Here is a 20,284-nt window from a genome sequence, read left to right as displayed (position 1 = left end):
ACTTGAGTAGCACTCCCGTTTTACCATCGCCCGCTCCCTCGGTGCGGCCCGGAGACCCCAAAAGCTTTTTCCACGTCAAGAAACTGGTCGGCGATGCCGGGCTGATCCGGCGCCGGCCCGGGCATTACCTGGGCATCGGCATCGTGCTTGCCGCGTTGCTGGCGGGCACCGTGGCAGGCATGCTGCTGCTGGGCGAGAGCTGGTTCCAGCTGCTCATGGCCGCCGCGCTTGGCCTCTTGCTCACCCAGTTCGCCTTCCTGGCCCACGAAGCGGCGCACCGCCAGATCCTGGCTTCCGGCAAAACCAACGACAAGCTCGGCCGCTTCCTGGCCAACTTCGTGGTCGGTATCAGCTATCAGTGGTGGATGAACAAGCACAGTAAACACCATGCAACTCCGAACACCATCGGCAAGGACCCGGACATCGAATGGGACACTATCTCGTTCCAGCCGGCCGACGCGAAGCGCCAGCGCGGCCTGCTCAAGTGGATCACCCAGCGCCAAGGCTACCTGTTCTTCCCGCTGCTGACCTTGGAAGGGCTGAACCTGCATCTGCAGTCGATCAAGTACCTGTTCGTCGGCCGGCGGGTGAAGCACCGCCGCCGCGAACTGATCTCGATCGGCCTGCGCATTGCCCTGTACCTGGGCGCCGTCTTCTTCCTCTTGCCGATGGGCATGGCCTTCGCCTTCCTCGGCGTGCAGCTGGCTGTCTTCGGCATCTACATGGGCGCCTCGTTCGCGCCCAACCACAAGGGCATGCCGCTGGTGCCCGCGGACGCCCGCATCGACTTCTTCTCGCGCCAGGTGCTCACGGGACGCAACGTGTTGGCTCGCTCCAGCTTCGGCAACAGCGTGCTTTCGCACGTCTACGGCGGGTTGAACTACCAGGTGGAGCACCACTTGTTCCCCTCGATGCCGCGCGCCAATCTGGCAGGGGTTTCAAGGATCGTGCGCAGCTACTGCGCCGAGCACCGGATCCCCTACACCGTGGCCAGCGTCCGCGAGTCCTACGCCCAGGTCATCTCTTACTTGAACAAGGTCGGGCTTTCGGGCCGCGACCCGTTCGAGTGCCCCATGATTTCCGGATACCGCAGCAGCTAGGGACCGGCTGGCTCCGGTCCGGCTACTTGCCGCGTGTGAGCGTGCCGATCTGGTCGCCCTTGGCATCCGAGAAGGTCATCTTGTCGCCGGAGATCGTGGCGGTGGCGGCCCCGCCGAGCCAGGAATCGACGCCCTCGCAGTACATCTGGGTGCTGCCCATGGCGCCGAAGTCCACGGTGCCGTCCTTTTCGGTCCACTGGCCGATGAGGTTGTTGCACCCGTCGCTGCCGCTGATCTTGCCGTCGGAGCCGAGGTTCAGCCACGGCTGGCCTTCGGCCTCCGCGCCCCAGGTGCCGTCCAGACTCGCCGGGGCCTGTTCGGCCGGGCCGCTGCTCGATCCGCATGCGGCCAGGCTCAGCGCCAGCGCTCCTGCTGCCATCAATCCTGCAAGTCGTTTCATGTCTTCCAGCTTAAGCCACGCTTAGCGCGCTGACCAGTGCAATCGCAGACCCGGAGCGTCGTTTCGGCCTGCGGTGCCAGCCCTGCTATTGAGGCTGGGCTCCGTGATGGTCGTGGCGCCAGTCGGCCACGGCGACCCAGAGCGTGGCGATCACCAGCAGGCCCGTGGCGGCGAAGGACAGCGTCATCGCCAGGGGGTAGCCGACAACCTGGTTCATGCCGTAGAACACGGCGGTGATGACCGCGATGCCCACGGCGGTGCCCACGCGCTGCGAGGTCTGCATCAGCCCGCCGGCGGAGCCAGAGTTCTGAACGGGTACCTCCATCAGGGTCAGTGCCTGGTTCGGGGAGATGATGAAGCCCTGGGCGGCGCCGATGAACGCCAGCGAGAGCAGCATCCACCAGATGCTCACGATCCCGCGCGCTTCCAGCTCGACCACGGCCACCGTGGCGACCAGCCCGAACAGCGCGCTGAGCGTGCCGCCGATGACCAGACGGCGCCCGGCGGTCATCACGTAGCGGCCGGCGACGTTCGAGCTGAGCGCCGAGAGCAAGGCCGCTGGCAGCGCGATCAGCCCTGCCTGCAGCGCGCTGAAGCCCAGCGCCTGCTGGGTGTAGACGGCCACCAGCACCCAGACGCTGGACACGCCCATGAAGTACAGGCCGGCGATTACTGTGCCGTTGGTGAAGCTGCGCACCCTGAACAGCGCCAGGTCCACCATCGGGGCCGCGCCGCGCGCCTTGTAGCGTTTCTCCCATGCGATCCACAGCAGCATGAACAGCAGCGCCACCGGCAGCAGGGCCCACAGCCACGGGTTCTCGCGACCCTGCACGAACGGGAAGAGGAAGGCGAAGATGCCCAGCGCCAGCAGCAGCCCGCCCACCGGATCCAGATCGAGCCGACCGGAGGGTTTGGTGAACAGCGGACGCGGCAGCCAGATGACTGCCAGCAGCAACGCGATGATCCCGATCGGCACGTTGATCAGGAACGTGGAGCGCCAGCCTGCCTCGGCCCCCAGCCAGTTGATCAGCGCCCCGCCCATCACCGGGCCGATGGCCACGGAGAATCCGATGACCGTGCCCAGCAGCCCGTAGGCCCGTCCGCGTTCCGCGCCGGTGAAATGCTGCTGGATCAGGCCCATGACCTGCGGGTTGAGCAGGCCGGAGCCGACGCCCATGACGAAGCGGGCGATGTTCAGCATCAGCGGGTCGGCGGCCAGCCCGGCCAGCACGGAAGCCAGCGTGAAGATCACGACGCCGGCGATGAACATCATGCCGCGGCCCAGCAGGTCCCCGGCACGCCCGGCGGCTACCAGCACTACGCCGAAGGTCAGCGCGTAGCCGGCGAGCACCCACTGCATGTCGGCCTCGGTGGCTTGCAGGGTGGTTTCGATCGAGGGAAGCACCACGTTGACGATGCTGACCGAGACCAGCGACATGAACATGACGGCCAGCAGCACACCGAGCAGCTTCCAGCGTCCGGCCGGCGAAAGCGCCCCAGGCGCCGGAATGGCGGCTGCGGCGGGCGCAACCTCGGCAGCCAACGGGGGGTCTTGCGGGGGCTGGATGGCAGGCATGGCAACTTTCGGACAACGGCTGGCGGAGCTGGTTCGGTGCGCGCCGAAGCCGCCGGGCGGTTCATGGCACGCGCTGGGTATAGCGTCCGGAGGCACCGGGATATTCCCCGCACCTGCTGCGGGGCTGGCGTTTGCTCTGGTCAGTCAGCGGCTGGCAGCGCGTCCAGCATTCCCTGGATGGAGAGGATGCGCAGCTGGAGCAGCTCTTCGAACAGGTCGTCGCTGTCCATGCGCGGCTGTTTCAGGGATTCGCGTACCAGCGGGGCCTCGGCCTCCGGGTAGCGCTCCAGCCAAGCCTGCGGCACCACACGGGAGATGTAGTCGTTCCGGCCTTCCGGGACACGGTCCAGGAAGTAGTCCGCCTGCAGGGCAAATGACATGATGTCGCGGCTGAACGCCCGGATCAGGGTCAGCGCCTGCGGCATCTCGAAGCCCATGTCCGTGTAGAACCGCAGCAGCCGTTCCATCATCTCGATGTAGCGCGGTCCGCCGTCCACCTCCACGCGCTCGGAGATCGGAACCACCGCAACCAGCGGATAGGTGCGGTACAGCGCTCGGCTGACCCGGTAGAACTTGCGCACGGTGTCACGCCAATTGACCGGGTCGAACTCCAGCAACGGCGTGCTGCGGATGAAAAGCTCCACCGCCATGTTCACGACCTCCTGCCGGTCGCTCACGTAGTTGTACAACGCCCGCGAGGTGGCCCCGAACCGTCCCGCCAGGCCGTTCATGGTCAGCGCGGTAAAGCCTTCGGAACCGATGATCTTCAACGCTTCGGAAGCGATGGCTTCCTTGGTGATGGGAACCTGGGAGGCGTCCTTGCGCGGGCGTCCCCGCCCCCGCTTCACCGGAGTATCGTCTTCAGTGCGATCCACGTCGCTCATCTGGCTTCCCTTTCACGGTGTTCATCGTCCATCATCCGGCAACGACCCCTGGTTACAACAGCGCCAGCAGGTTTCGCGCCCGTTCATGCCACATGCCGGCGGCCAGGGCCAGGTGGCCGCCGGCGAAGGACATCGCCCCGGCAAGCCACGGCCACAGCAGCGGCGCTTCGTAGGTGGTCGGCAGCGCCGCGATGAAGCCCGCGACCATGACCAGCAGGCCGGTGGCGATCAATGCGATGTGGCTCCAGCGCCGCCGCAGCGGAAGCAGCAGCGCCAGGGCCGCAAGCGCCGCCGCCGGAACAAGGATCAGCCACGCATTCCCGGTGAAGCCCTGTAGGCCACGGTAGGTCGTGTAGCCGATGGCCGCAAGCAGGGCCGCGGAAGCGCAGATCAGCCAGGCCGGACCGGGGCTGGCCATGGATCCGCGCATCATCAGCAGCGGGGTAAACACCTGCGCCCAGAGCAGCACCGCCAGCGGGAGGAGGAACGCGCCCAGGCTCGCCAGTCCCAGTACGCAGGCGGCGGTGGTCGCCAACGCTCCAATGACCTGCAGGATCAGGCCGGGAATTCCGTGGACAACCAGCGGCAGCAGGCTGAAGAGCACCGGGATGAAGGCGAAAATCATCACCGCGGAGCCCAGCGACAATTCCAGCTCGGCTAGGGTGCCGAAGATCGTGCCGTCGACGTAGCCGAAGGACAACGGCTCGGCGAGCGCAACAAATTGCGAACCGAGCACCAGCAGCGCGGCGGTGAGCACCGACAGCGCGAAGATCGGCCAGGCCAGAATGCGGGTCAGGAATTGGCGGCCGCTGCTGACCTTCAGCTCCGTTGGTTCGGTAGGGGTGAACCCGGCGGCGACCGCAGCCGGCTCCCCCAGGCGGCGCAGCAGTTCGGACTTGCGCCGGCCCTTGCCGGGTAGCCGGGATATCTGTTCGCGGGTATGTGCAAGGATCTCGGTGCGCTCGGCGTCGGAAAGAAAACTCAATTCCCGACGCAGCTGTTCAAGATAGTTGCGCGCGGCCCGCGGCAGATGAGATTGCATCCATCCAGCTTACGTGGCCAGCCTGAGAGTTGGCGATCGTCTGGCGGTTCGCGCGGCGCGCTCCAGCTGCACGGGGGCGACGCGCTATTTTCCCGCGCCGGCGGTCAAACCGCCCACGATGTACTTCTGCAGGAAGAGGAAGAGCACCATGACCGGCAGCGCCGCCAGTACCGCCCCGGCGGCGAACACCGACCAGTTGGAAGTGAACTCCTCGGACACGTAGGAGTACAGCCCCACCGCAAGTGTCTGGTTTTCCGGCGAGACGAGCACAACCGAGGCGATGACGAAGTCCGACGTGCTGGAAATGAATGACAGCAGCCCCACCACGGCCAGGATCGGTGCGACCAGGCGCAGGATCATGGTGAAGAAGATCCTGGCGTGGCCGGCGCCGTCGATCTTGGCGGCTTCGTCGATCTCCACCGGGATGGTGTTGAAGAATCCGTACATCAGGTAGGTGTTCACGCCGAGCGCTCCGCCCAGGTACACCATGATTAGTGCAATCTTGTTGTCGATCCCCAGGGCCGGGTACACATCGCCCAGCGAGGTCAGCAGGATGAAGATGGCCACGACTGCCAGCAGCTGCGGGAAGATCTGGACGACCAGCAGGCTGACCAATCCGAAACGGCGCCCGGTGAAACGCATGCGCGAGAAGCTGTAGGCCGCCAGTGCGCCGAGGAATACCGAAGCGGCGGCGGTGGTCAACCCGATGAGCAGGGTGTTTCCGAACCAGGCGGCGAAGGGCCGCTGCTCGTTGCGGAACAGGTCGACATAGCTTTGCAGGCCGAGCTGGGTGAACAACCCGTTGGATGAGAGCAGCGTTCCGTTGGGGTTCAGCGACGCCGAGAGCACGTAGAGCAGCGGGAACGCCGCGTAGATGCACAGCGCCACGCCGATCAGGTGGCGCCAACCGGTAGTAGCGAACCATTTTCCGAAGCTGCGGCGTGCTGCGGGCTGCTGGACGGGAGTTTGCGTCGACATTAGTTCAGCTCCTCCAGAGCCTTGGTCTGCTTGAAGCTGATGACCGCGATGACGGAGACCAGCACGAAGATGATGATGGAGAATGCACTGGCCAGGCCGTAGTCGCGCTGGGAGCCGACGAAGGCGACCTTGTAGACCATGGAGATCAGGATGTCGGTGGAGCCCACGTTGAGCCCTGCCCCTTCGAGCCGCGGTCCTCCCTCGGTGAGCATGTAGATCACGTTGAAGTTGTTGAAGTTGAACGCGAACGAGCTGATCAGCAGCGGGGCCACAGAGACCAGCAGCAGCGGGAGCTTGATCAGGCGGAAGACCTGGAACGGCTTGGCACCGTCGATCTTGGCCGCCTCGGCCAGTTCATCCGGGATCGACTGCAGCGCCCCGGTGCAGACCAGGAACATGTAGGGGAAGCCGAGCCAGAGGTTGACCCAGAGCACGGAGAACTTCGCCAGCCACGGATCGGTCAGCCATGGGATCGGCGCACCGCTGAAGAGCACCTGGTTCACGAAGCCGAAATCCTTGTTGAGCATGCCTGCCCAGACCAGGCCGCCCAGGAACGCCGGGAAGGCATAGGGCAGGATCGAGATGACTCGGTAGATCTTGCGGCCCTTCATACGCAGGTCGTTGAAAACCAGCGCCAGGAACAGGCCCAGGAAGAAGGTGGTGGCCACCGACAGCAGGGCGAAGGCGAAGGTCCATGCGGTCACCGATCCCAAGGCGGTGCGAATGGAGGAGTCGGTGAAGGCCTTGGCGAAGTTGTCGAAGCCCACGTTGATCGACCAGCCGGGCATCAGCTGGGTGCCGTCCGGGGCGGTGAAGGCGCCGACGCCGGTGTCGCTGTAGACCACCGAGGTGGTGGAGTCCGTCATGGTTCCGGCGGCCTCGTCGTAGACCAGGTTCGACGTGTACTGGTAGGCGGTGCGCCCGTCGGAGGTGCGCAGCGACCCCTGGGCCGGGTCATCGCTCATCGGCACCGCCAGGGAGGTGACTTCCTGCTGGCGGCCGAGCAGGTCGGCGAAGCTGAGCTGCGTGTATCCGGCAAGCTCATCCGCGGTGATCGGCTCCAGCGGCTGCTCCGTGGTGCCTGCCATCTGCACCCCGTCGCGCTCGACCAGCAGCGACAATTCACCGCCGTCATCCAGCACCGTCACGGGCAGCCCCGGGGAGTCCGGGACGCGGCTCTGGTTGGACTGGAGCAGCGCCATGACTGCGTCGTCCTTGTCCGAGTTGTGGCCCGAACCGTAGTTGGTGAAGGCGATATAGCCGGTGTAGCCGATCACGAACACCTGGAAAATCAGCAGGAAGATGGTGCCCGGCAGCAGGTACTTGGCCGGCAGCCAGCCCCGCTTGAAATACACGACGTTGATGGCCGCGGTGATCACGGCGACCACCGCGGCGATCGCCCAGGCTTCGCGGCCGATCGCGGTGAACAGCGCGAATATGGCGGTGGCGTCCACGATGCCGATCATCGCGATCTTGGCCAGGATCAAGCCGGTGGAGGTTGATGCTGCGGTGGACAGCCGCTTGGCGGCCGGGGACAGCGCGTCGGCCTGCTCAGGCTCGCTGCTGTGCGGCGGCTTCTGGTGGGTCAGTGACATCTGTGGCTTGTTCCTGGGTCGGAGGTCGGCGAACTTGCGGTACGGCGTAGGCCGTGCCGAGGATGTGGTCGCGTGTCGGGACGGCAAATTGCCGCCCCGACACGTCCGGCACGCGCACGTGCGGCGGTGTTACTTTGAGATGGACTTTTCGATATCGGCGGTCATCTGCTTCCAGCGCTTGGCCGGTTCGGCCTTGCCGGAAATGATCTCTGCTTCGGCGACGCCCCAGAATTCCCACACGGCTGCCATTTCAGGGATGTTCGGCATCGGAACGCCGTCTTCGCCGACCGCGCCGAAGGCCGCGATGGTCTCATCGGACTTGGCCGCCTCGAAGGCTTCCTTGTTGGCCGGCGGACGGTTGCCCACTTCGTAGAGCTTGGTCTGGACCTCGGCGGTGCCGATGTAATTGGTCAGGAACTCCGTTGCTGCCAGCAGGTTCTCGGTCTTGGAGGAGACGAAGAAGCCCTGGACTGCCACGAATGGCTGTGCTTCGTCGCCGCCGGCGCTTGGGATCGGGTCGATGGCCAGGTCGATCTTGGCGTCTTCGGCCGCTTCCACGTTCCACGGGCCGGTCAGCAGGAAGGGCGAATCGCCGGAAATGAACTTCTCCTTGGCGATGTCAGCGTCCACGGAAGTCTTCAAGGTTCCCGCTTCGCCCTGGTCGGCGAGCCACTGGGCGAACTCCAGGCCGCCCTCGTTGCCGATCTGCAGGTCGCTGGCGTCGTAGGCGCCGTTTTCATCGGTTCCGAACACCGGAGCGTCAAAGGAGGTCTGGAATGGGTAGGCGTGGAACGGGTCGCCCAGCTCCGATACCTGTACCAGGAACGGGAATTCGGTGCCCGCCTTCTCTCCCTCGGCGATCATCTCGTCGAAGGTTGCCGGGGCCTTGTCGGCGAGATCCTTGTTGCGCAGCAGTGCGAGGTTCTCCGTTGCGTACGGGACGCCATAGGTGTTGCCCTCATAGCTCATCGCGTCGATGGCGACATCCTGGAAGTCCGCGCTCTTGTCGCCAAGCTCGACCGGCTGGACTACGCCGTTGTTGACGAGGTTGCCCAGCCAGTCGTGGGCACCGATGGTGATGTCCGGGCCCTTGCCGGTTGGTACCTGCTTGAGGAAGTCTTCCTGGATCTTGGAGAAGTCCTTGATCACCAGATCGACCTTGACGCCCGATTTGGCCTGGAAATCCGCTGCGGCATCCTTCAGGACCGGCTCGCGGTTGGCATCGACCCACACGGTCAGCGATCCTGCTTCGGCGGCGGCCGGCGAGGACTGCGCAGCCGTTTCCGAAGGCTGCGGGGTTGAACTGTTCGAACCACCGCAGGCGGTCAGGGATAGCGCCGCAATTGCGGTCACCGCCCCACCCAGAAGAAGGGAGCGCTTGTTCACCATCATGGGGGTGTCCTTTCGTGACAACTTTGTCCAGAGGACCGGATCGACTGCGAGTCACCGCGGTATGGGCCGGTCGGTTCTTTCGAGTGCGAGTGACAACTCGAATGTAAGCGTTTCCAGAGTGGCATAGATCATGCTTTTTGACAAGAAATTCATGTAAATCAGTCATTTTCGCGCCAGATTCCCCAAAACAGGCAACACCTAGCGGCGTCTACTAGGCCAATAATGTAAGCGTTTACATATGCCGAAAATTCGTTTATGGTTACCGTCATGACTGAAATCCGCTCCCTCGCAGAGACCCGAGAGCCCGAGGCGGCTACCGATTGGTGGCGCTCCTCGGTGATCTACCAGATCTATCCGCGCTCCTTCGCTGATGCGAACGGCGACGGCATGGGTGATCTACCAGGAATCACTGCACGGCTGCAATCCTTGGCAGACCTCGGGGTCGATGCCATTTGGCTGTCCCCCTTCTTCAAATCCCCCCAGAAAGACGCCGGCTACGATGTCTCCGACTACTGCGATGTGGATCCCCTGTTCGGGACGCTGGAAGACTTCGATGCCATGATTGCCCACGCCCACGAGCTGGGGCTGCGCGTCATCGTGGATCTGGTGCCGAATCACTGTTCGGATCAGCATCCGTGGTTCCAGAAAGCGTTAGCCTCCGCACCGGGGTCCCCGGAGCGTGAACGTTTCATTTTCCACGATGCGCCGGATGCGGGGCTTCCGAACAACTGGGAATCGGTATTTGGCGGTCCCATGTGGACGCAGACAGTCAACCCAGATGGCACCCCGGGGCAATATTATCTGCACATCTTTGATTCTTCGCAGCCGGACTTCAACTGGCACAACGATGAGGTCCGGGAGATGTTCCGCGACGTGCTGCGGTTCTGGCTGGACCGCGGAACGGACGGCTTCCGGGTGGATGTAGCCCATGGACTGATCAAATCCGATGGGCTGCCGGATTACGTGGTAGACCCGGCCGCTGCGTCGATGGGCGGCACCGAGGAGCTGGCCCCGTGGTGGGGCCAAGATGGAGTGCATGAAATCTACCGCGACTGGCGCAAGGTGCTGGATGAATACGAAGGTGATCGCGTGCTCTGCGCGGAAGCCTGGGTCAGCCCGTTATCCCTGATGGCCAAATGGGTTCGTTCCGACGAAATGCACCAGGCCTTCAATTTCCCGTACTTGTCCTGTAGCTTCAACGCCGCTCAAATCCGCGCGACGATCGACGAATCGCTGCAGGAGTTCGCAGCAGTCGGCGCACCGAGCACCTGGGTGCTCTCGAACCACGACGTGGTCCGCCATGCAACTAGGCTCGCGCTAACTGAGGACAATCCCCAAGGCGAGGGCATAGGCCCACTGACACCGAACCTCCCGGATCCCGCCATCGGCCTGCGCCGCGCCCGTTCCGCCAGCACGCTGATGCTCGCGTTGCCCGGCGGAGCCTACTTGTACCAGGGCGAGGAACTCGGGCTCCCGGAAGTCGTCGAGCTGCCCGACGAGGCGCGCCAGGACCCCACGTGGTTCCGCACCAACGGCAAACGCTACGGCAGGGACGGGTGCAGGGTGCCGATTCCGTGGGAAACAGGAGCACCCGCTGCGGGCTTCTCCCCTACTGGAAACAGCTGGCTGCCGCAGCCCGCGGGGTGGGAAGACTACGCCCGGGACGTTCAAAGCGCGACCCCCGACTCCACCCTGAACCTCTACATATCTCTGCTCCGACTGCGCCGCAATCACGATCTGGGGCTGGGGACACTGGAATGGCTGGACACCGGCGACCCCGACGTTCTGGCCTTCAAGAACAATGACGTGGTGGTGGTCTCCAGCTTCGCAGGCTCCGAGCGCGAGCTGCCTGCCTGCACCATAGACTTGACCGTCATCGCCTCCAGCGCACCTCAGCCGTCGGAACGGCAGATCGCAGCGGAATCCACTGTATGGTTACGCGGCTGATCGCCCCAGCAGGTAGTCTGGTGAACAGGGCGCGACTGGCCTTCCCGGTTCCGTCGCGCCCAGTCAAACCTATATTGTATTTTCATCCACCACTGTGTCGGAAGGAATTTCTTGGCCGGCATCAAGGACGTAGCCCGAGCCGCGGGCGTCTCCGTGGCGACCGTTTCGCGCGCGCTTTCCGGACGCGGCAACGTTTCCCCTAGCGCGCTGGCCGCGGTCCAGCAGGCCGCCCACGATCTGGGGTACGTGGTATCTTCCACCGCCTCGGGGTTGGCCTCCGGGCGCACCCGGAACATCGGCGTGCTGGTACCGGTAATCAACCACTGGTTCTACGCCAGCGTGCTGGAGGGCATCTGCACGGCCCTGATGCGCGAGGGCTACGACACCACGCTCTACCAGCTGACCAAGGATCCCGCACAGCGGCACCAGATCTTCTCCGATTTCCTGCAGCGCCAACGGGTCGACGCAGTTATCGCAGTGAACGTCGAACTCAGCGAGACCGAAGTGGTGGCCCTGCACGCACTGGACAAGCCGCTGGTCGGAGTAGGTGGTCCGCTGCCGGGTGTCCCGACGTTGCAGGTGGACGACGAAGCGGTATCCGCGCTGGGCACTGCGCACCTGCTGTCCCTGGGGCACACCCGGGTGGGCTACATCGGTGGTTCATCGGAAACCGATGTGGATTTCCGTGTCCCTTCCCACCGGCGCATCGGCTACGAACGTGCGCTGGCCGAAGCTGGCATCGACCTCGATGAGGCTCTGTGCGTCGGCGCAGACTTCACGATGGCCCAGGGATACACGGTGGCCAAGCAGCTGCTGGGAAACCCGGATGCCCGTCCCACCGCCATCTTCGCAGCCAGCGACGAAATGGCTATCGGCGCCATCCTAGCTGCCAGGGATCTGGGGATGCAGTTGCCCCGCGAGCTTTCGGTGGTCGGCGTGGACGACCACGAACTGGCCGAGTTCTTCGGACTGACCACCATCCGGCAGCTTCCGCACGAGCAGGGTGAACTCGCCGTTGCGATGCTGCTGCGCGCCATCCGCAAGGAGGAACCAGCACGGGCCCACACGCTGGGCCACGAACTGATCGTACGCAACTCCACCAGCCGGCCGCCGGCCGACCATTAGCCACTCCTGGAAGCAGCCCTATCTGCTCCCAGGTTTACGTCCCGAAAAGGGCCAGGCGGCCCGCGTCGAACGCGGGCCGCCTGGGCCTTGGATAGCTGCGCCGGCATCGGCGGCTGAGACTAGTTCGAGTGGTGCTTGCGCTCGACCTCTGCCTCGTGGGCGGCCGCGGCCGCCAGCTCCTCGTCGATGTCCTCCACGTGCAGGTTGCGCCCGCGGGTCTCGCCGACCCACAGCACAGCCGCCACCGAGATGATGGTCAGCACCATGATGTAGATGGCGATGGAGATCGAGTTGCCGGTGGCTTCGAGCAGGATCTGCGCCACGGTGGCAGCGAACGCGCCGCCGAGGATCGCACCCAGCGCGTAGCCAATGGAGATGCCCGAGTAGCGGATGTGCGCCGGGAACATCTCGGCGTACATGGCCGACTGCGGCCCGTAGGACAGGCCCAGACCGATGGTCAATACGAAGACCGCCACGCCGTAGAGCATGATGTTGCCGGTATTCACGAGCAGGAACATCGGGATCATCCAGACGAACACCAGCGCGTAGCCGATCACAAATGTCGCGCGGCGGCCGATGACGTCGGACAGCCAACCGCCAACCAAGGTGAAGATCAGCCAGCCGAACGAGCCGATGGTGGTCGCAAGCAGGACCGGCGCGACCGGCATCTTCAGCACGGACGTGGTGTAGGAGATGAAGAACGCGATCACCAGATAGCCGGCGGCGTTGTTCGAGATGAAGATCAGTGCGGCCTGGATCACCTGCTTGAAGTTGCTCCGCATGAGCTCCTTCAGCGGGGTGTGCTCCGAAGCCTTGCGCAGTGCCATCTGCTTGAAGATCGGGGATTCCTCCACCGCGCGGCGGATCATGTAGCCGACGATGATCAGCACGACGGACATCAGGAACGGGATGCGCCAGCCCCATGCCTGGAACTGCTCGGGAGTCATCGAAATGCGCAGGACGTACAGCAGACCGGTCGCCAGGATCATGCCCAGGGGCACACCGATCTGCGGGAAGGCACCGAAGTAGCCACGACGGTTATTCGGGGCGTGCTCAACGGCCATCAGGGCCGCGCCGCCCCACTCGCCGCCGGCCGAGAAGCCCTGGATGATGCGCAGCGCCACGAGCATGATCGGTGCCGCGATGCCCACGGCAGCGTAGGTCGGCAGCACACCGATCAACGCGGTGGCTACACCCATCAGGATCAGTGTCAGGACCAGAATGCGCTTGCGTCCGTAGCGGTCACCGAGGTGTCCGGCGACGATGGCGCCCAGCGGGCGGAAGAAGAAGGAAATGCCGATCATGGCGAAGGAGAGAATCTGTGCCAGACCCGGGTTCGATTCGCCCAGCGGGGCGAGGAACAGCGGAGTCAGCAGCGTTGCCGTCAGCTGGGCGAAGATGAAGAAGTCGTACCACTCGATCGTGGTGCCCACCAGGGTGCCGGCAAGGACCCGGCGCTCCTCCTGAGTGCGCGAAACGTTCTGAGACATAGTGAATGATCCCTTGATGCGAATTAAGTTACCGACCGTTCGGACAGTTACGTAGACAACACTATAAACGACAAGTGAATCACCTCACAACATGGAGTGATGCATATTTCATGGCAGCGAGGTCCGGGTCACGATAAATCCCCGGGTTACCCGCGAAATTACCGCACCGTCCGGACAATCTGTTCTAATAGAGAACACGAGGACCAGAATCCCCATTCGCTCGAACCAACGGTGCCCGGCCCTGTCCCTGGTCCGCCCCGCGCCAGAATGACTATCGACATGCCAACTTCACAGACACTTTCCCGAGGCATTCGCGTGCTGGAAATCGTCGCCGCCTCATCGACCTACCTGTCCATCGCCGAGGTCGCCGCCGAGCTCGAAGTGCACCGCTCGATCGCCTACCGCATTATCCGGACGCTGGAAAACCACCGGTTGCTGAGCCGGGACGAGGCCGGGCTTATCCGACCCGCCTCCGGACTTGCCGTGCTGGCTCGTTCGGTGCAGCGCGATCTGCAGGCCGCGGCGACGCCCGAACTGACCACGCTGGCCAACAAGCTCTCCATGACCGCGTTCCTCGCGGTGTGGGAACACGATTTGTGCACCACGCTGCAATCCGTGGAACCGCTGCATTCGCACAGCGCCATCGTGCACCGGCCCGGATCCGTGCACGGCATGGACGTCGGCGCCGCAGGCATCGCCATCCAGTCTATGTACACCAAGGAACAGTGGCAGGCGCTGGATACAGAGATCGAATACCGGGCGCAGGCGCGCGAAGCCCGGATCGACGGATACGCCACGAGCGAGAACGAGGTCATCCAAGGCGTTGCGTCCATCGCCGTGCCGATCCCCAGCCCGCTCACCACCCCGGCGTCGCTCGCAGTGGTATTCGCGGCCAGCACCGTCACCGACCGGAACAGCGTGATCCGCGCACTGAAGGAAGCAGCGCTGAACATCGCCGAGGAGCTGGGCAGCTAAGCGCCAGCCGGCTGGACACGCTGGCTGAAATACGAGCGCGAAAAACAAACCCGCCGATGGAATCCGGAAATTCCATCGGCGGGTTCGTGCGTGAAGCTGCAGGTCCTAGCGGACGCGCTTCAGGGAGGCGGCCCGGGAGGCGAGGACCTTCATGATCACGCCGGCCAGCAGGATCACGAAGGCTCCCCCGGTGGCGACCCAGAATGCTCCGAGGTAGCCCAGCGAGTCGGCCAGCAGGCCTGCCAGTCCGTTGCCGATGGCGGTGCCCACGACGATGCCCGCCGAGAGCATGGTCATCACGGTGGACAGTCGCTGCGGCGGCGCGACCTCGCCGCCAAGGGTCATCACGGTCACGATCACCGGGCCCACCGCGAAGCCTGCCACGAACAACGCGGCCAGCATCCAGGGGGTCGAATCGGCCACGTGCAGCCCGAAGCTGAGCACGCTCAGCGCGGCGCCGCAGGCGATCCAACGGCTGATCTGGCTGAAGCCCTGCGGCCAGGCGGCGACGGAAATCGCGGCGATGGCGCTGGAGACGCCCATGGCGCCGTAGAGCAGGCCGCCCTGGTTCGAGTCGCCCTGCGCGCCGGCGAAGGCCAGGGTGCCGGCGGCGGTTGAACCGAAGACGGTGCCCAGCGCGATCATGCTCAGCACCAGCGAACCGATCGCGGCCACCTGTCCCGCGGTGATCTTCACCTTGGCGGCGGAATGGGCGGCGGCTCCCAGCTGCAGACCCCCGGCGGTGCGGTGCATGGCGAACAGCGGCACGAGCACGATGGTCAGCGCGGCGGCCAGATACAGCGGAAGCACCGGGGAGACCAGCGAGGCCAGCAGGCCGACCGCCACCGGTCCGAACACGAAGCCGAGCTCGTCGAGCATGGATTCCAGGCTCAAGGCGGCGGTCAGCGTCTTGGGTTTCTGGTTCTGCCTGCGGGACATGGCGATCCAGCGGACCCTGGACATCGGGCCGACCTGCGGACCGGTGGCTCCGGCCAGCAGGCTCAGGGCGACCAGGGTTCCGACCGCGAGCTCGGAGCCGGAATTGGCGAACAGCGTGAAGGTGACCAGCAAGATGGTGTGCAGCACCGCGGCGGCCAGCAGCACCGGACGCTGTCCGCGCCGGTCGGCCAGGTAGCCGATGCTCGGCCCGCCCACGGCCGAGCCGAGCCCGACCATCGCAGCGGCCAGGCCGCCGAGGCCGTAGGAACCGGTGTTGGCGGTGACCAAGGTCATCGAACCGATGGTGAGCATGGCCAGCGGAAGGCGGGCCAGGAAGGTCAGCGGAATGTATGGCAGTCCCACCATGGGGACCAGCGCCGAATATCCGGATTTCATCGCGGATTCCTCAGCATTTTCGCGCGACAAGATATGTTGAGACAACACAACTCCATGACGAAGCGTGCGTCGTCCCACACCCCCCGACGCACAATCTGCCCAAATATGCCGATTGGCACTATCCTCAACATAGCCAGCCCCACCGGACATGTCCAGTTCTAGATGGACACCAGCGGCTGCACCTCGCGTTCGATGCGCGAACCATGCTGGGTCTTCACCACCGTCACCCGGTTGGTGATCCGCTGCTTCATCTCCGCCACGTGCGAGACCAGGCCGATGGTCCGCCCGCCGGCGCGCAGGTTCTCCAGCGCGCTCATGACCTGCTCCAGGGTCTCGGCGTCCAGCGAGCCGAAGCCCTCGTCCACGAACAAGGTCTGCATGTCCACCGCGCCGGAGTGGTGCGAGATGACGTCGGCCAGCCCCAGGGCGAGGGCCAGCGAGGCCATGAAGGTCTCGCCGCCCGAGAGCGTCTGGGTTTCGCGGTGCTTGCCGGTCCAGGCATCCAGCACGCGCAGGCCGAGCCCCGACTTGTTGTTGCCCTGCTTGGAGTCGTCGTGGTGCAGCGAGTAGCGCCCGCCGGACATGACATCCAGGCGCTGGGAGGCGGCCACTGCTACCTCCTCCAGGCGCGCGGCGAGCACGTAGGTGCTCAGCGTCATCTTGTAGAGGTTTTCTCCCCCGCCGCGGATGACGTCGGCCAGCCCGCGAAGCCGCCGGTAGGCCTCGATCACCGGCCCTGAATCCGCGCGCAGCGCCTCCAACGCCGCCACCGACTGCTCGTGCCGGGTGGCGGTGGTCTGCGCCAGCACTTCGCGCTCGCGGGCCTGCTCGAAATCGGCATCCGCCTGGGCCACCGACTCGGCGGCCAGTTCGAGATCCAGTGCGGTGGGAGGCTCGATGCCCTCGGCGGCCAGCTTCGCGGCGCGACGGCAGTCCTCCGAGGCTTCCAGGGTGGTGATGGAGCTGGCCCGGTCGGCATCCGCTGCGGCCAGCGCGCGCAGCTGTGCGCGCTCGGCCTGAGGAAGCAGCGCGGCCTCGTGGGCGGCCGGATCCGGGAAGCCTGCGGCCTTGCGCTCGGTGTGCCAGGTGTTCTCCGCCTTCAGCGCCGCCGCATCGGCCTCGCGATAGTGGTAGACGGCGTTGTGCCCCCGCGTGTAGTCGGCCACGGCCCGCTGCAGCTTGTCGACCAGCTGCTCCAGGCTGCCTTGGCCCTGGCGGACCTTCTCCAGCTTGGCATCCAGGTCCGCAAGCTTCTCGGCCAGCGCCTCGGCGGCCTTCACCGCGGCTGCATGCTCCACCGCTGCCTGCGTGGCGCGCTCCGCTTCCGATTCGATCCGGGTGCGCAGCTGATCGATTTTTTTGATCACCGCGGCGATCCGGGCCTGTTCCTGCTCGGCGGTCTCCAGCTGCTTGGCACCGGCCGCCAGCTGCTCGCCGAGCACCTCGACGGGCTGCCCGGCGGCCGCTTCGCTGGCGGCCTCGAACTTGGTGACGGCGATGTCTCGTTTGCTGGTGGCCGCATCCAGTGTGGCGCGTTCGGCGCGGACTGCGTCGTCCAGCCGCTGGATCTGCTCGTCGTCGACCAGCTCCGCCCCGGCATCGGCCTGGGCGGGGTTCGGATGCTCGGTGGCGCCGCAGACCAGGCAGGCCTGGCCGTCTTCCAACGCCGCGGCCAAGCGCAGGGCACTCTGTTCCAGCTGCTGGCGCTGCAGCGCAACCAGCGACTTTTCGGCCTCGACAACTTTCAGGCTTTGTGCGGCGAAGTCCGATTCGGCCGTTGCCACGGTCTTTTCCAGCTTGTCGCGGGTCTTCGCATGCTCCAGACGGCTGGCCAGCAGCTGGGTGGATTCGCGCAGCTGCTGCACCAGCGCGGCCGCGGATTCCTGGTCCAAATCCTGTTCTTCCAGAGCTGCGCGTTCGGCGCGCAGGGCGGCAAGCTGCTGGTCGGCTGCGGTTTTGGCGCTCTGCTGGGCGGCGACCTGGGCGGTGAGCGCGTCGAGCTTGGACACGAGCCCGGCACGGCCGGCCTCCTCAGCGGCCGCGTCCTTAGCCCGGGTCAGCTCCGCTTCGTTGTCCTTGAGCAGCTTGGCCAGCCGCTGCTGGGTGTCGGCGTCGGCCTGGCCGGTGACATCCCATTCCTTGGCAAGCTTGGCCTGGATCTCGCGCCAGGCGGCGGCCGTGGCCCGGTGCTTCTGCGCGGCCTGGTCGGCCTGCTCCTTGTAGGCCTTGACGGCAACGGCCCGGGCATCGCGGTCGAGTTTCTCCCCGGCGGCTTCCGCGGCCGGATGCTGTTCGGCGTAGGCCGCCTTCAGCTGCGCCAGCTCCTGGCGGCGGGCGAACACCCGGACCTGCTCGGCCAGGTTGGCCGAACGCTCCCGCGCGGCGGACAGCTTGGTGCGCAGTTGGCCTGCGGCGTCGGCGAGCCGGTGGTGGGTGCGCACGATCCGCTGCTGGTAGGCCTCGAATTCCTGCTCCACGCCGATTGCCTCGGCGGCCGGGTCGTCCCCGATTTCCTCCGCGATGTCCACGGCGGGCTCGGCGCCGCCACCCGTTTGTGCAACCGGTTCGAGAACCTCATGGACGGCCAGGAAGCCGGTGGCCTCGGCGCGGATCGCATTCTCACTGGCGGCCAGCGTCGATTCCAGCGCCTCGGTCTTCTGGCGCTCGGCGGCCAGGCGTGCGGCGAATTCGACCTCGATGGCGGCATAGTCGCTGGTGTCGAAGAGGTTGGCCAGCAGGTCCTCGCGGTCCTTGGCCTTCGCGCGCAGGAAATCTGCGAAGCCGCCCTGCGGCAGCATCACGACCTTGGTGAACTGGTCGCGGTCAAGCCCCAGCAGCCCGCCGAGCACCTGCCCGACCTCGTCGTTGCGGGTGGAGAGCTGTTCCCAGGCGCCGCCGGTGAATTCGCGCAGCAGGCTCACTGCCTTCTGCTCGGTGACCTTGTTCTTGCCGCGCTTGGCCGGGCGCATCCACGCCGGGGAGCGGGTCACCTCGAAGCGGCGGTTGCCAATGGTCAGTTCGCAGACCACCTGCGGTTCAAGCCCGGCGGCGGCGTGGTCCGAGCGGATCTGGCGGCTGCCGGTGCGGTTGCCGGGCAGCGAGCCGTAGAGCGCATAGCAGATGGCATCCAGGATGCTGGACTTGCCGGCGCCGGTGGGTCCGTCGAGCAGGAACAGCCCGCCCTCGGCGAGCTCGTCGAAGTCGACCACCTCGGTTTCGGCGAACGGGCCGAACGCCTGGATCTGCAGCTTGTGGATTCTCATCGGCTGACCTGTGCCTCTCGGGTGCGCTGGATGACTGACTGGAGGATATCGCGTTCGGCTTCATCGGCCGCGCGTTCGCGTACGTGCTCGATGAAGTCCTGGACAACCTCCTCGGTGCTGGCTGCCTTGGCCAGCCGTTCGGCGTAGCTGGTCGGCTTGTCCTTGTCCTCGATTCCCTGCGGGTCGAAGTTCAGCACCACGGTGTCCGGGAAGCGGCCGCGGACCGCCTGCATGGCGTCGGCAGGGCGTTCCGGGTCGGTGAGCGTGACCTGGCACCAGGCGTCCGCCGCGTATTCCAGCTCGGGGTCCGCCAGCAGCTGCTGCAGCTCGCCGCGCAGGATCACCAGCTGCTTCGGGACACCCAGCAGCACTTCCTCGATGCCGGCGATCCCCTGCGGGCCGGTTTCGATAATCCACACGCCCTTCTTGTGGTTCGCCTCGGAAAAGGAATAGGCCAGCGGCGAGCCCGAGTAGCGCACATGCTCGCGCACCTGCTGGCGGCCGTGCAGGTGGCCCAGGGCCGAATAGTCGAAGTGCTCGAACAGCTCCACCTGGACCACGTCCAGGTTGCCGGTGCTCAGTTCGCGTTCCGAATCGCTGCCGACGCCCCCGGCGGCGAACAGGTGGGCCAGCGACACGCAGACCACCGCGGTGCCCTCGGCGCGCAGCTGTTCGAGGTGCTCGTCGATGCGGGTGATGGCAGCGGCCACCACCGCATGGTGGGTGGCCTTCTGCACGCCCAGCTGGTCCATGACCATCCGCGGCTCCAGGTACGGAATGCCGTAGATCGCCACCCGGTGGTCCGGCGCGTCGAGCACCGCCGGCTGCAGCATGCGCTCGAGATCCGCGATGATGTGCACCCCGGCGGCGTCCAGCAGGTCCGCGCCGAAGTTCAGCCGCGAGGCGGAGTCGTGGTTGCCGCTGGTCATGATGATCCGCGCCCCGGTGCCGGCCAGCTCGCGCAGCGCCCAGTTGCACAGCTTCACCGCATCCACGTGGGGCAGCGCCCGGTCGTAGATGTCCCCGGCAATCAGCACCGCGTCGATGTTCCGCTCGCGGGTGATGTCGATGATCTCCTGGAGGACCGCCCGTTGGGATTCAAGCAGCGAAGCGCCGTGGAAGGTGCGGCCCAAATGCCAGTCTGAGGTGTGAAGCAATCGCATAAATCCCACCTTATGCAAA

15 protein-coding genes are annotated in these 20,284 nt (G+C 65.5%); 4 read left to right on the top strand and 11 right to left on the bottom strand.

Going from position 1 to position 20,284, the window contains the following annotated elements:
- The first annotated feature begins 2 nt into the window (after positions 1-2).
- Complete coding sequence (locus ACTX90_RS06850; RefSeq protein WP_443443592.1) at positions 3-1,100, top strand: fatty acid desaturase family protein; 1,098 nt, start codon at positions 3-5, stop codon at positions 1,098-1,100.
- 22 nt (positions 1,101-1,122) lie between these two features.
- Here the strand turns inward: ACTX90_RS06850 and ACTX90_RS06845 are convergent, their stop codons facing one another.
- From ACTX90_RS06845 to ACTX90_RS06815, 7 genes are all read right to left on the bottom strand, one after another.
- Positions 1,123-1,500, bottom strand: coding sequence for an META domain-containing protein (locus tag ACTX90_RS06845; protein ID WP_443443590.1), 378 nt, complete (start codon positions 1,498-1,500; stop codon positions 1,123-1,125).
- A gap of 85 nt (positions 1,501-1,585) precedes the next feature.
- On the bottom strand, positions 1,586-3,043 hold the full coding sequence (locus tag ACTX90_RS06840; RefSeq protein WP_443443588.1) for an MFS transporter: 1,458 nt from the start codon (positions 3,041-3,043) through the stop codon (positions 1,586-1,588).
- A 173-nt stretch (positions 3,044-3,216) separates the two neighbouring features.
- Entirely contained in the window at positions 3,217-3,960 is a 744-nt protein-coding gene (locus ACTX90_RS06835) for a TetR/AcrR family transcriptional regulator C-terminal domain-containing protein (protein WP_047118788.1), read from the bottom strand.
- 52 nt (positions 3,961-4,012) lie between these two features.
- Positions 4,013-5,002: an HAAS signaling domain-containing protein gene (locus tag ACTX90_RS06830; RefSeq protein WP_424572183.1), complete on the bottom strand. Its 990-nt coding sequence runs from the start codon at positions 5,000-5,002 to the stop codon at positions 4,013-4,015.
- An 84-nt stretch (positions 5,003-5,086) separates the two neighbouring features.
- Entirely contained in the window at positions 5,087-5,980 is an 894-nt protein-coding gene (locus ACTX90_RS06825) for a sugar ABC transporter permease (protein ID WP_053797814.1), read from the bottom strand.
- Positions 5,980-7,575, bottom strand: coding sequence for an ABC transporter permease subunit (locus tag ACTX90_RS06820; protein ID WP_443443585.1), 1,596 nt, complete (start codon positions 7,573-7,575; stop codon positions 5,980-5,982). The genes ACTX90_RS06825 and ACTX90_RS06820 overlap by 1 nt, the downstream gene beginning before the upstream one ends.
- A 129-nt stretch (positions 7,576-7,704) precedes the next feature.
- Positions 7,705-8,967, bottom strand: a complete 1,263-nt coding sequence (locus tag ACTX90_RS06815; protein WP_443443583.1) for a sugar ABC transporter substrate-binding protein — start codon at positions 8,965-8,967, stop codon at positions 7,705-7,707.
- Between the two features lie 267 nt (positions 8,968-9,234).
- Between ACTX90_RS06815 and ACTX90_RS06810 the strand changes: the two genes are divergently transcribed.
- Positions 9,235-10,914 (top strand): glycoside hydrolase family 13 protein, encoded by a 1,680-nt coding sequence (locus ACTX90_RS06810; protein WP_113608151.1) that lies wholly within the window; start codon positions 9,235-9,237, stop codon positions 10,912-10,914.
- 111 nt (positions 10,915-11,025) lie between these two features.
- Positions 11,026-12,039, top strand: coding sequence for a LacI family DNA-binding transcriptional regulator (locus ACTX90_RS06805; protein ID WP_113608144.1), 1,014 nt, complete (start codon positions 11,026-11,028; stop codon positions 12,037-12,039).
- Positions 12,040-12,158: 119 nt separating this feature from the next.
- On the opposite strand, the gene ACTX90_RS06800 is transcribed toward ACTX90_RS06805, so the two are convergent.
- Entirely contained in the window at positions 12,159-13,529 is a 1,371-nt protein-coding gene (locus tag ACTX90_RS06800; RefSeq protein WP_053797810.1) for an MFS transporter, read from the bottom strand.
- A gap of 279 nt (positions 13,530-13,808) precedes the next feature.
- On the opposite strand from ACTX90_RS06800, the gene ACTX90_RS06795 reads away from it, so the two are divergent.
- Positions 13,809-14,504 carry an IclR family transcriptional regulator gene (locus ACTX90_RS06795; RefSeq protein ID WP_424572180.1) on the top strand — a complete coding sequence of 232 codons (696 nt, stop codon included), beginning with the start codon at positions 13,809-13,811 and terminating at the stop codon, positions 14,502-14,504.
- A gap of 105 nt (positions 14,505-14,609) precedes the next feature.
- Here the strand turns inward: ACTX90_RS06795 and ACTX90_RS06790 are convergent, their stop codons facing one another.
- The 3 genes from ACTX90_RS06790 to ACTX90_RS06780 all read right to left on the bottom strand — a co-directional run bounded on the left by ACTX90_RS06790 (position 14,610) and on the right by ACTX90_RS06780 (position 20,265).
- Positions 14,610-15,839 carry an MFS transporter gene (locus ACTX90_RS06790; protein ID WP_443443581.1) on the bottom strand — a complete coding sequence of 410 codons (1,230 nt, stop codon included), beginning with the start codon at positions 15,837-15,839 and terminating at the stop codon, positions 14,610-14,612.
- A 158-nt stretch (positions 15,840-15,997) separates the two neighbouring features.
- Positions 15,998-19,102, bottom strand: coding sequence for an AAA family ATPase (locus ACTX90_RS06785; RefSeq protein ID WP_443443579.1), 3,105 nt, complete (start codon positions 19,100-19,102; stop codon positions 15,998-16,000).
- Complete coding sequence (locus tag ACTX90_RS06780; protein WP_443443578.1) at positions 19,099-20,265, bottom strand: exonuclease SbcCD subunit D; 1,167 nt, start codon at positions 20,263-20,265, stop codon at positions 19,099-19,101. The genes ACTX90_RS06785 and ACTX90_RS06780 overlap by 4 nt, the downstream gene beginning before the upstream one ends.
- Positions 20,266-20,284 lie beyond the last annotated feature (19 nt).

Origin of the sequence: Glutamicibacter soli, from assembly GCF_052322135.1 — a bacterium.
Lineage (GTDB): Bacteria > Actinomycetota > Actinomycetes > Actinomycetales > Micrococcaceae > Glutamicibacter > Glutamicibacter soli.
This window is presented reverse-complemented; position numbering and strand designations above follow the sequence as displayed.

Excerpts from the sequence above, each read along its gene's own strand:
- ACTX90_RS06845 (WP_443443590.1), bottom strand. The coding sequence starts at position 1,500 with ATGAAACGACTTGCAGGATTGATGGCAGCAGGAGCGCTGGCGCTGAGC.
- ACTX90_RS06835 (WP_047118788.1), bottom strand. The coding sequence starts at position 3,960 with ATGAGCGACGTGGATCGCACTGAAGACGATACTCCGGTGAAGCGGGGG.
- ACTX90_RS06830 (WP_424572183.1), bottom strand. The coding sequence starts at position 5,002 with ATGCAATCTCATCTGCCGCGGGCCGCGCGCAACTATCTTGAACAGCTG.
- ACTX90_RS06825 (WP_053797814.1), bottom strand. The coding sequence starts at position 5,980 with ATGTCGACGCAAACTCCCGTCCAGCAGCCCGCAGCACGCCGCAGCTTC.
- ACTX90_RS06820 (WP_443443585.1), bottom strand. The coding sequence starts at position 7,575 with ATGTCACTGACCCACCAGAAGCCGCCGCACAGCAGCGAGCCTGAGCAG.
- ACTX90_RS06815 (WP_443443583.1), bottom strand. The coding sequence starts at position 8,967 with ATGATGGTGAACAAGCGCTCCCTTCTTCTGGGTGGGGCGGTGACCGCA.
- ACTX90_RS06810 (WP_113608151.1), top strand. The coding sequence starts at position 9,235 with ATGACTGAAATCCGCTCCCTCGCAGAGACCCGAGAGCCCGAGGCGGCT.
- ACTX90_RS06800 (WP_053797810.1), bottom strand. The coding sequence starts at position 13,529 with ATGTCTCAGAACGTTTCGCGCACTCAGGAGGAGCGCCGGGTCCTTGCC.
- ACTX90_RS06795 (WP_424572180.1), top strand. The coding sequence starts at position 13,809 with ATGCCAACTTCACAGACACTTTCCCGAGGCATTCGCGTGCTGGAAATC.
- ACTX90_RS06790 (WP_443443581.1), bottom strand. The coding sequence starts at position 15,839 with ATGAAATCCGGATATTCGGCGCTGGTCCCCATGGTGGGACTGCCATAC.
- ACTX90_RS06785 (WP_443443579.1), bottom strand. The coding sequence starts at position 19,102 with ATGAGAATCCACAAGCTGCAGATCCAGGCGTTCGGCCCGTTCGCCGAA.
- ACTX90_RS06780 (WP_443443578.1), bottom strand. The coding sequence starts at position 20,265 with ATGCGATTGCTTCACACCTCAGACTGGCATTTGGGCCGCACCTTCCAC.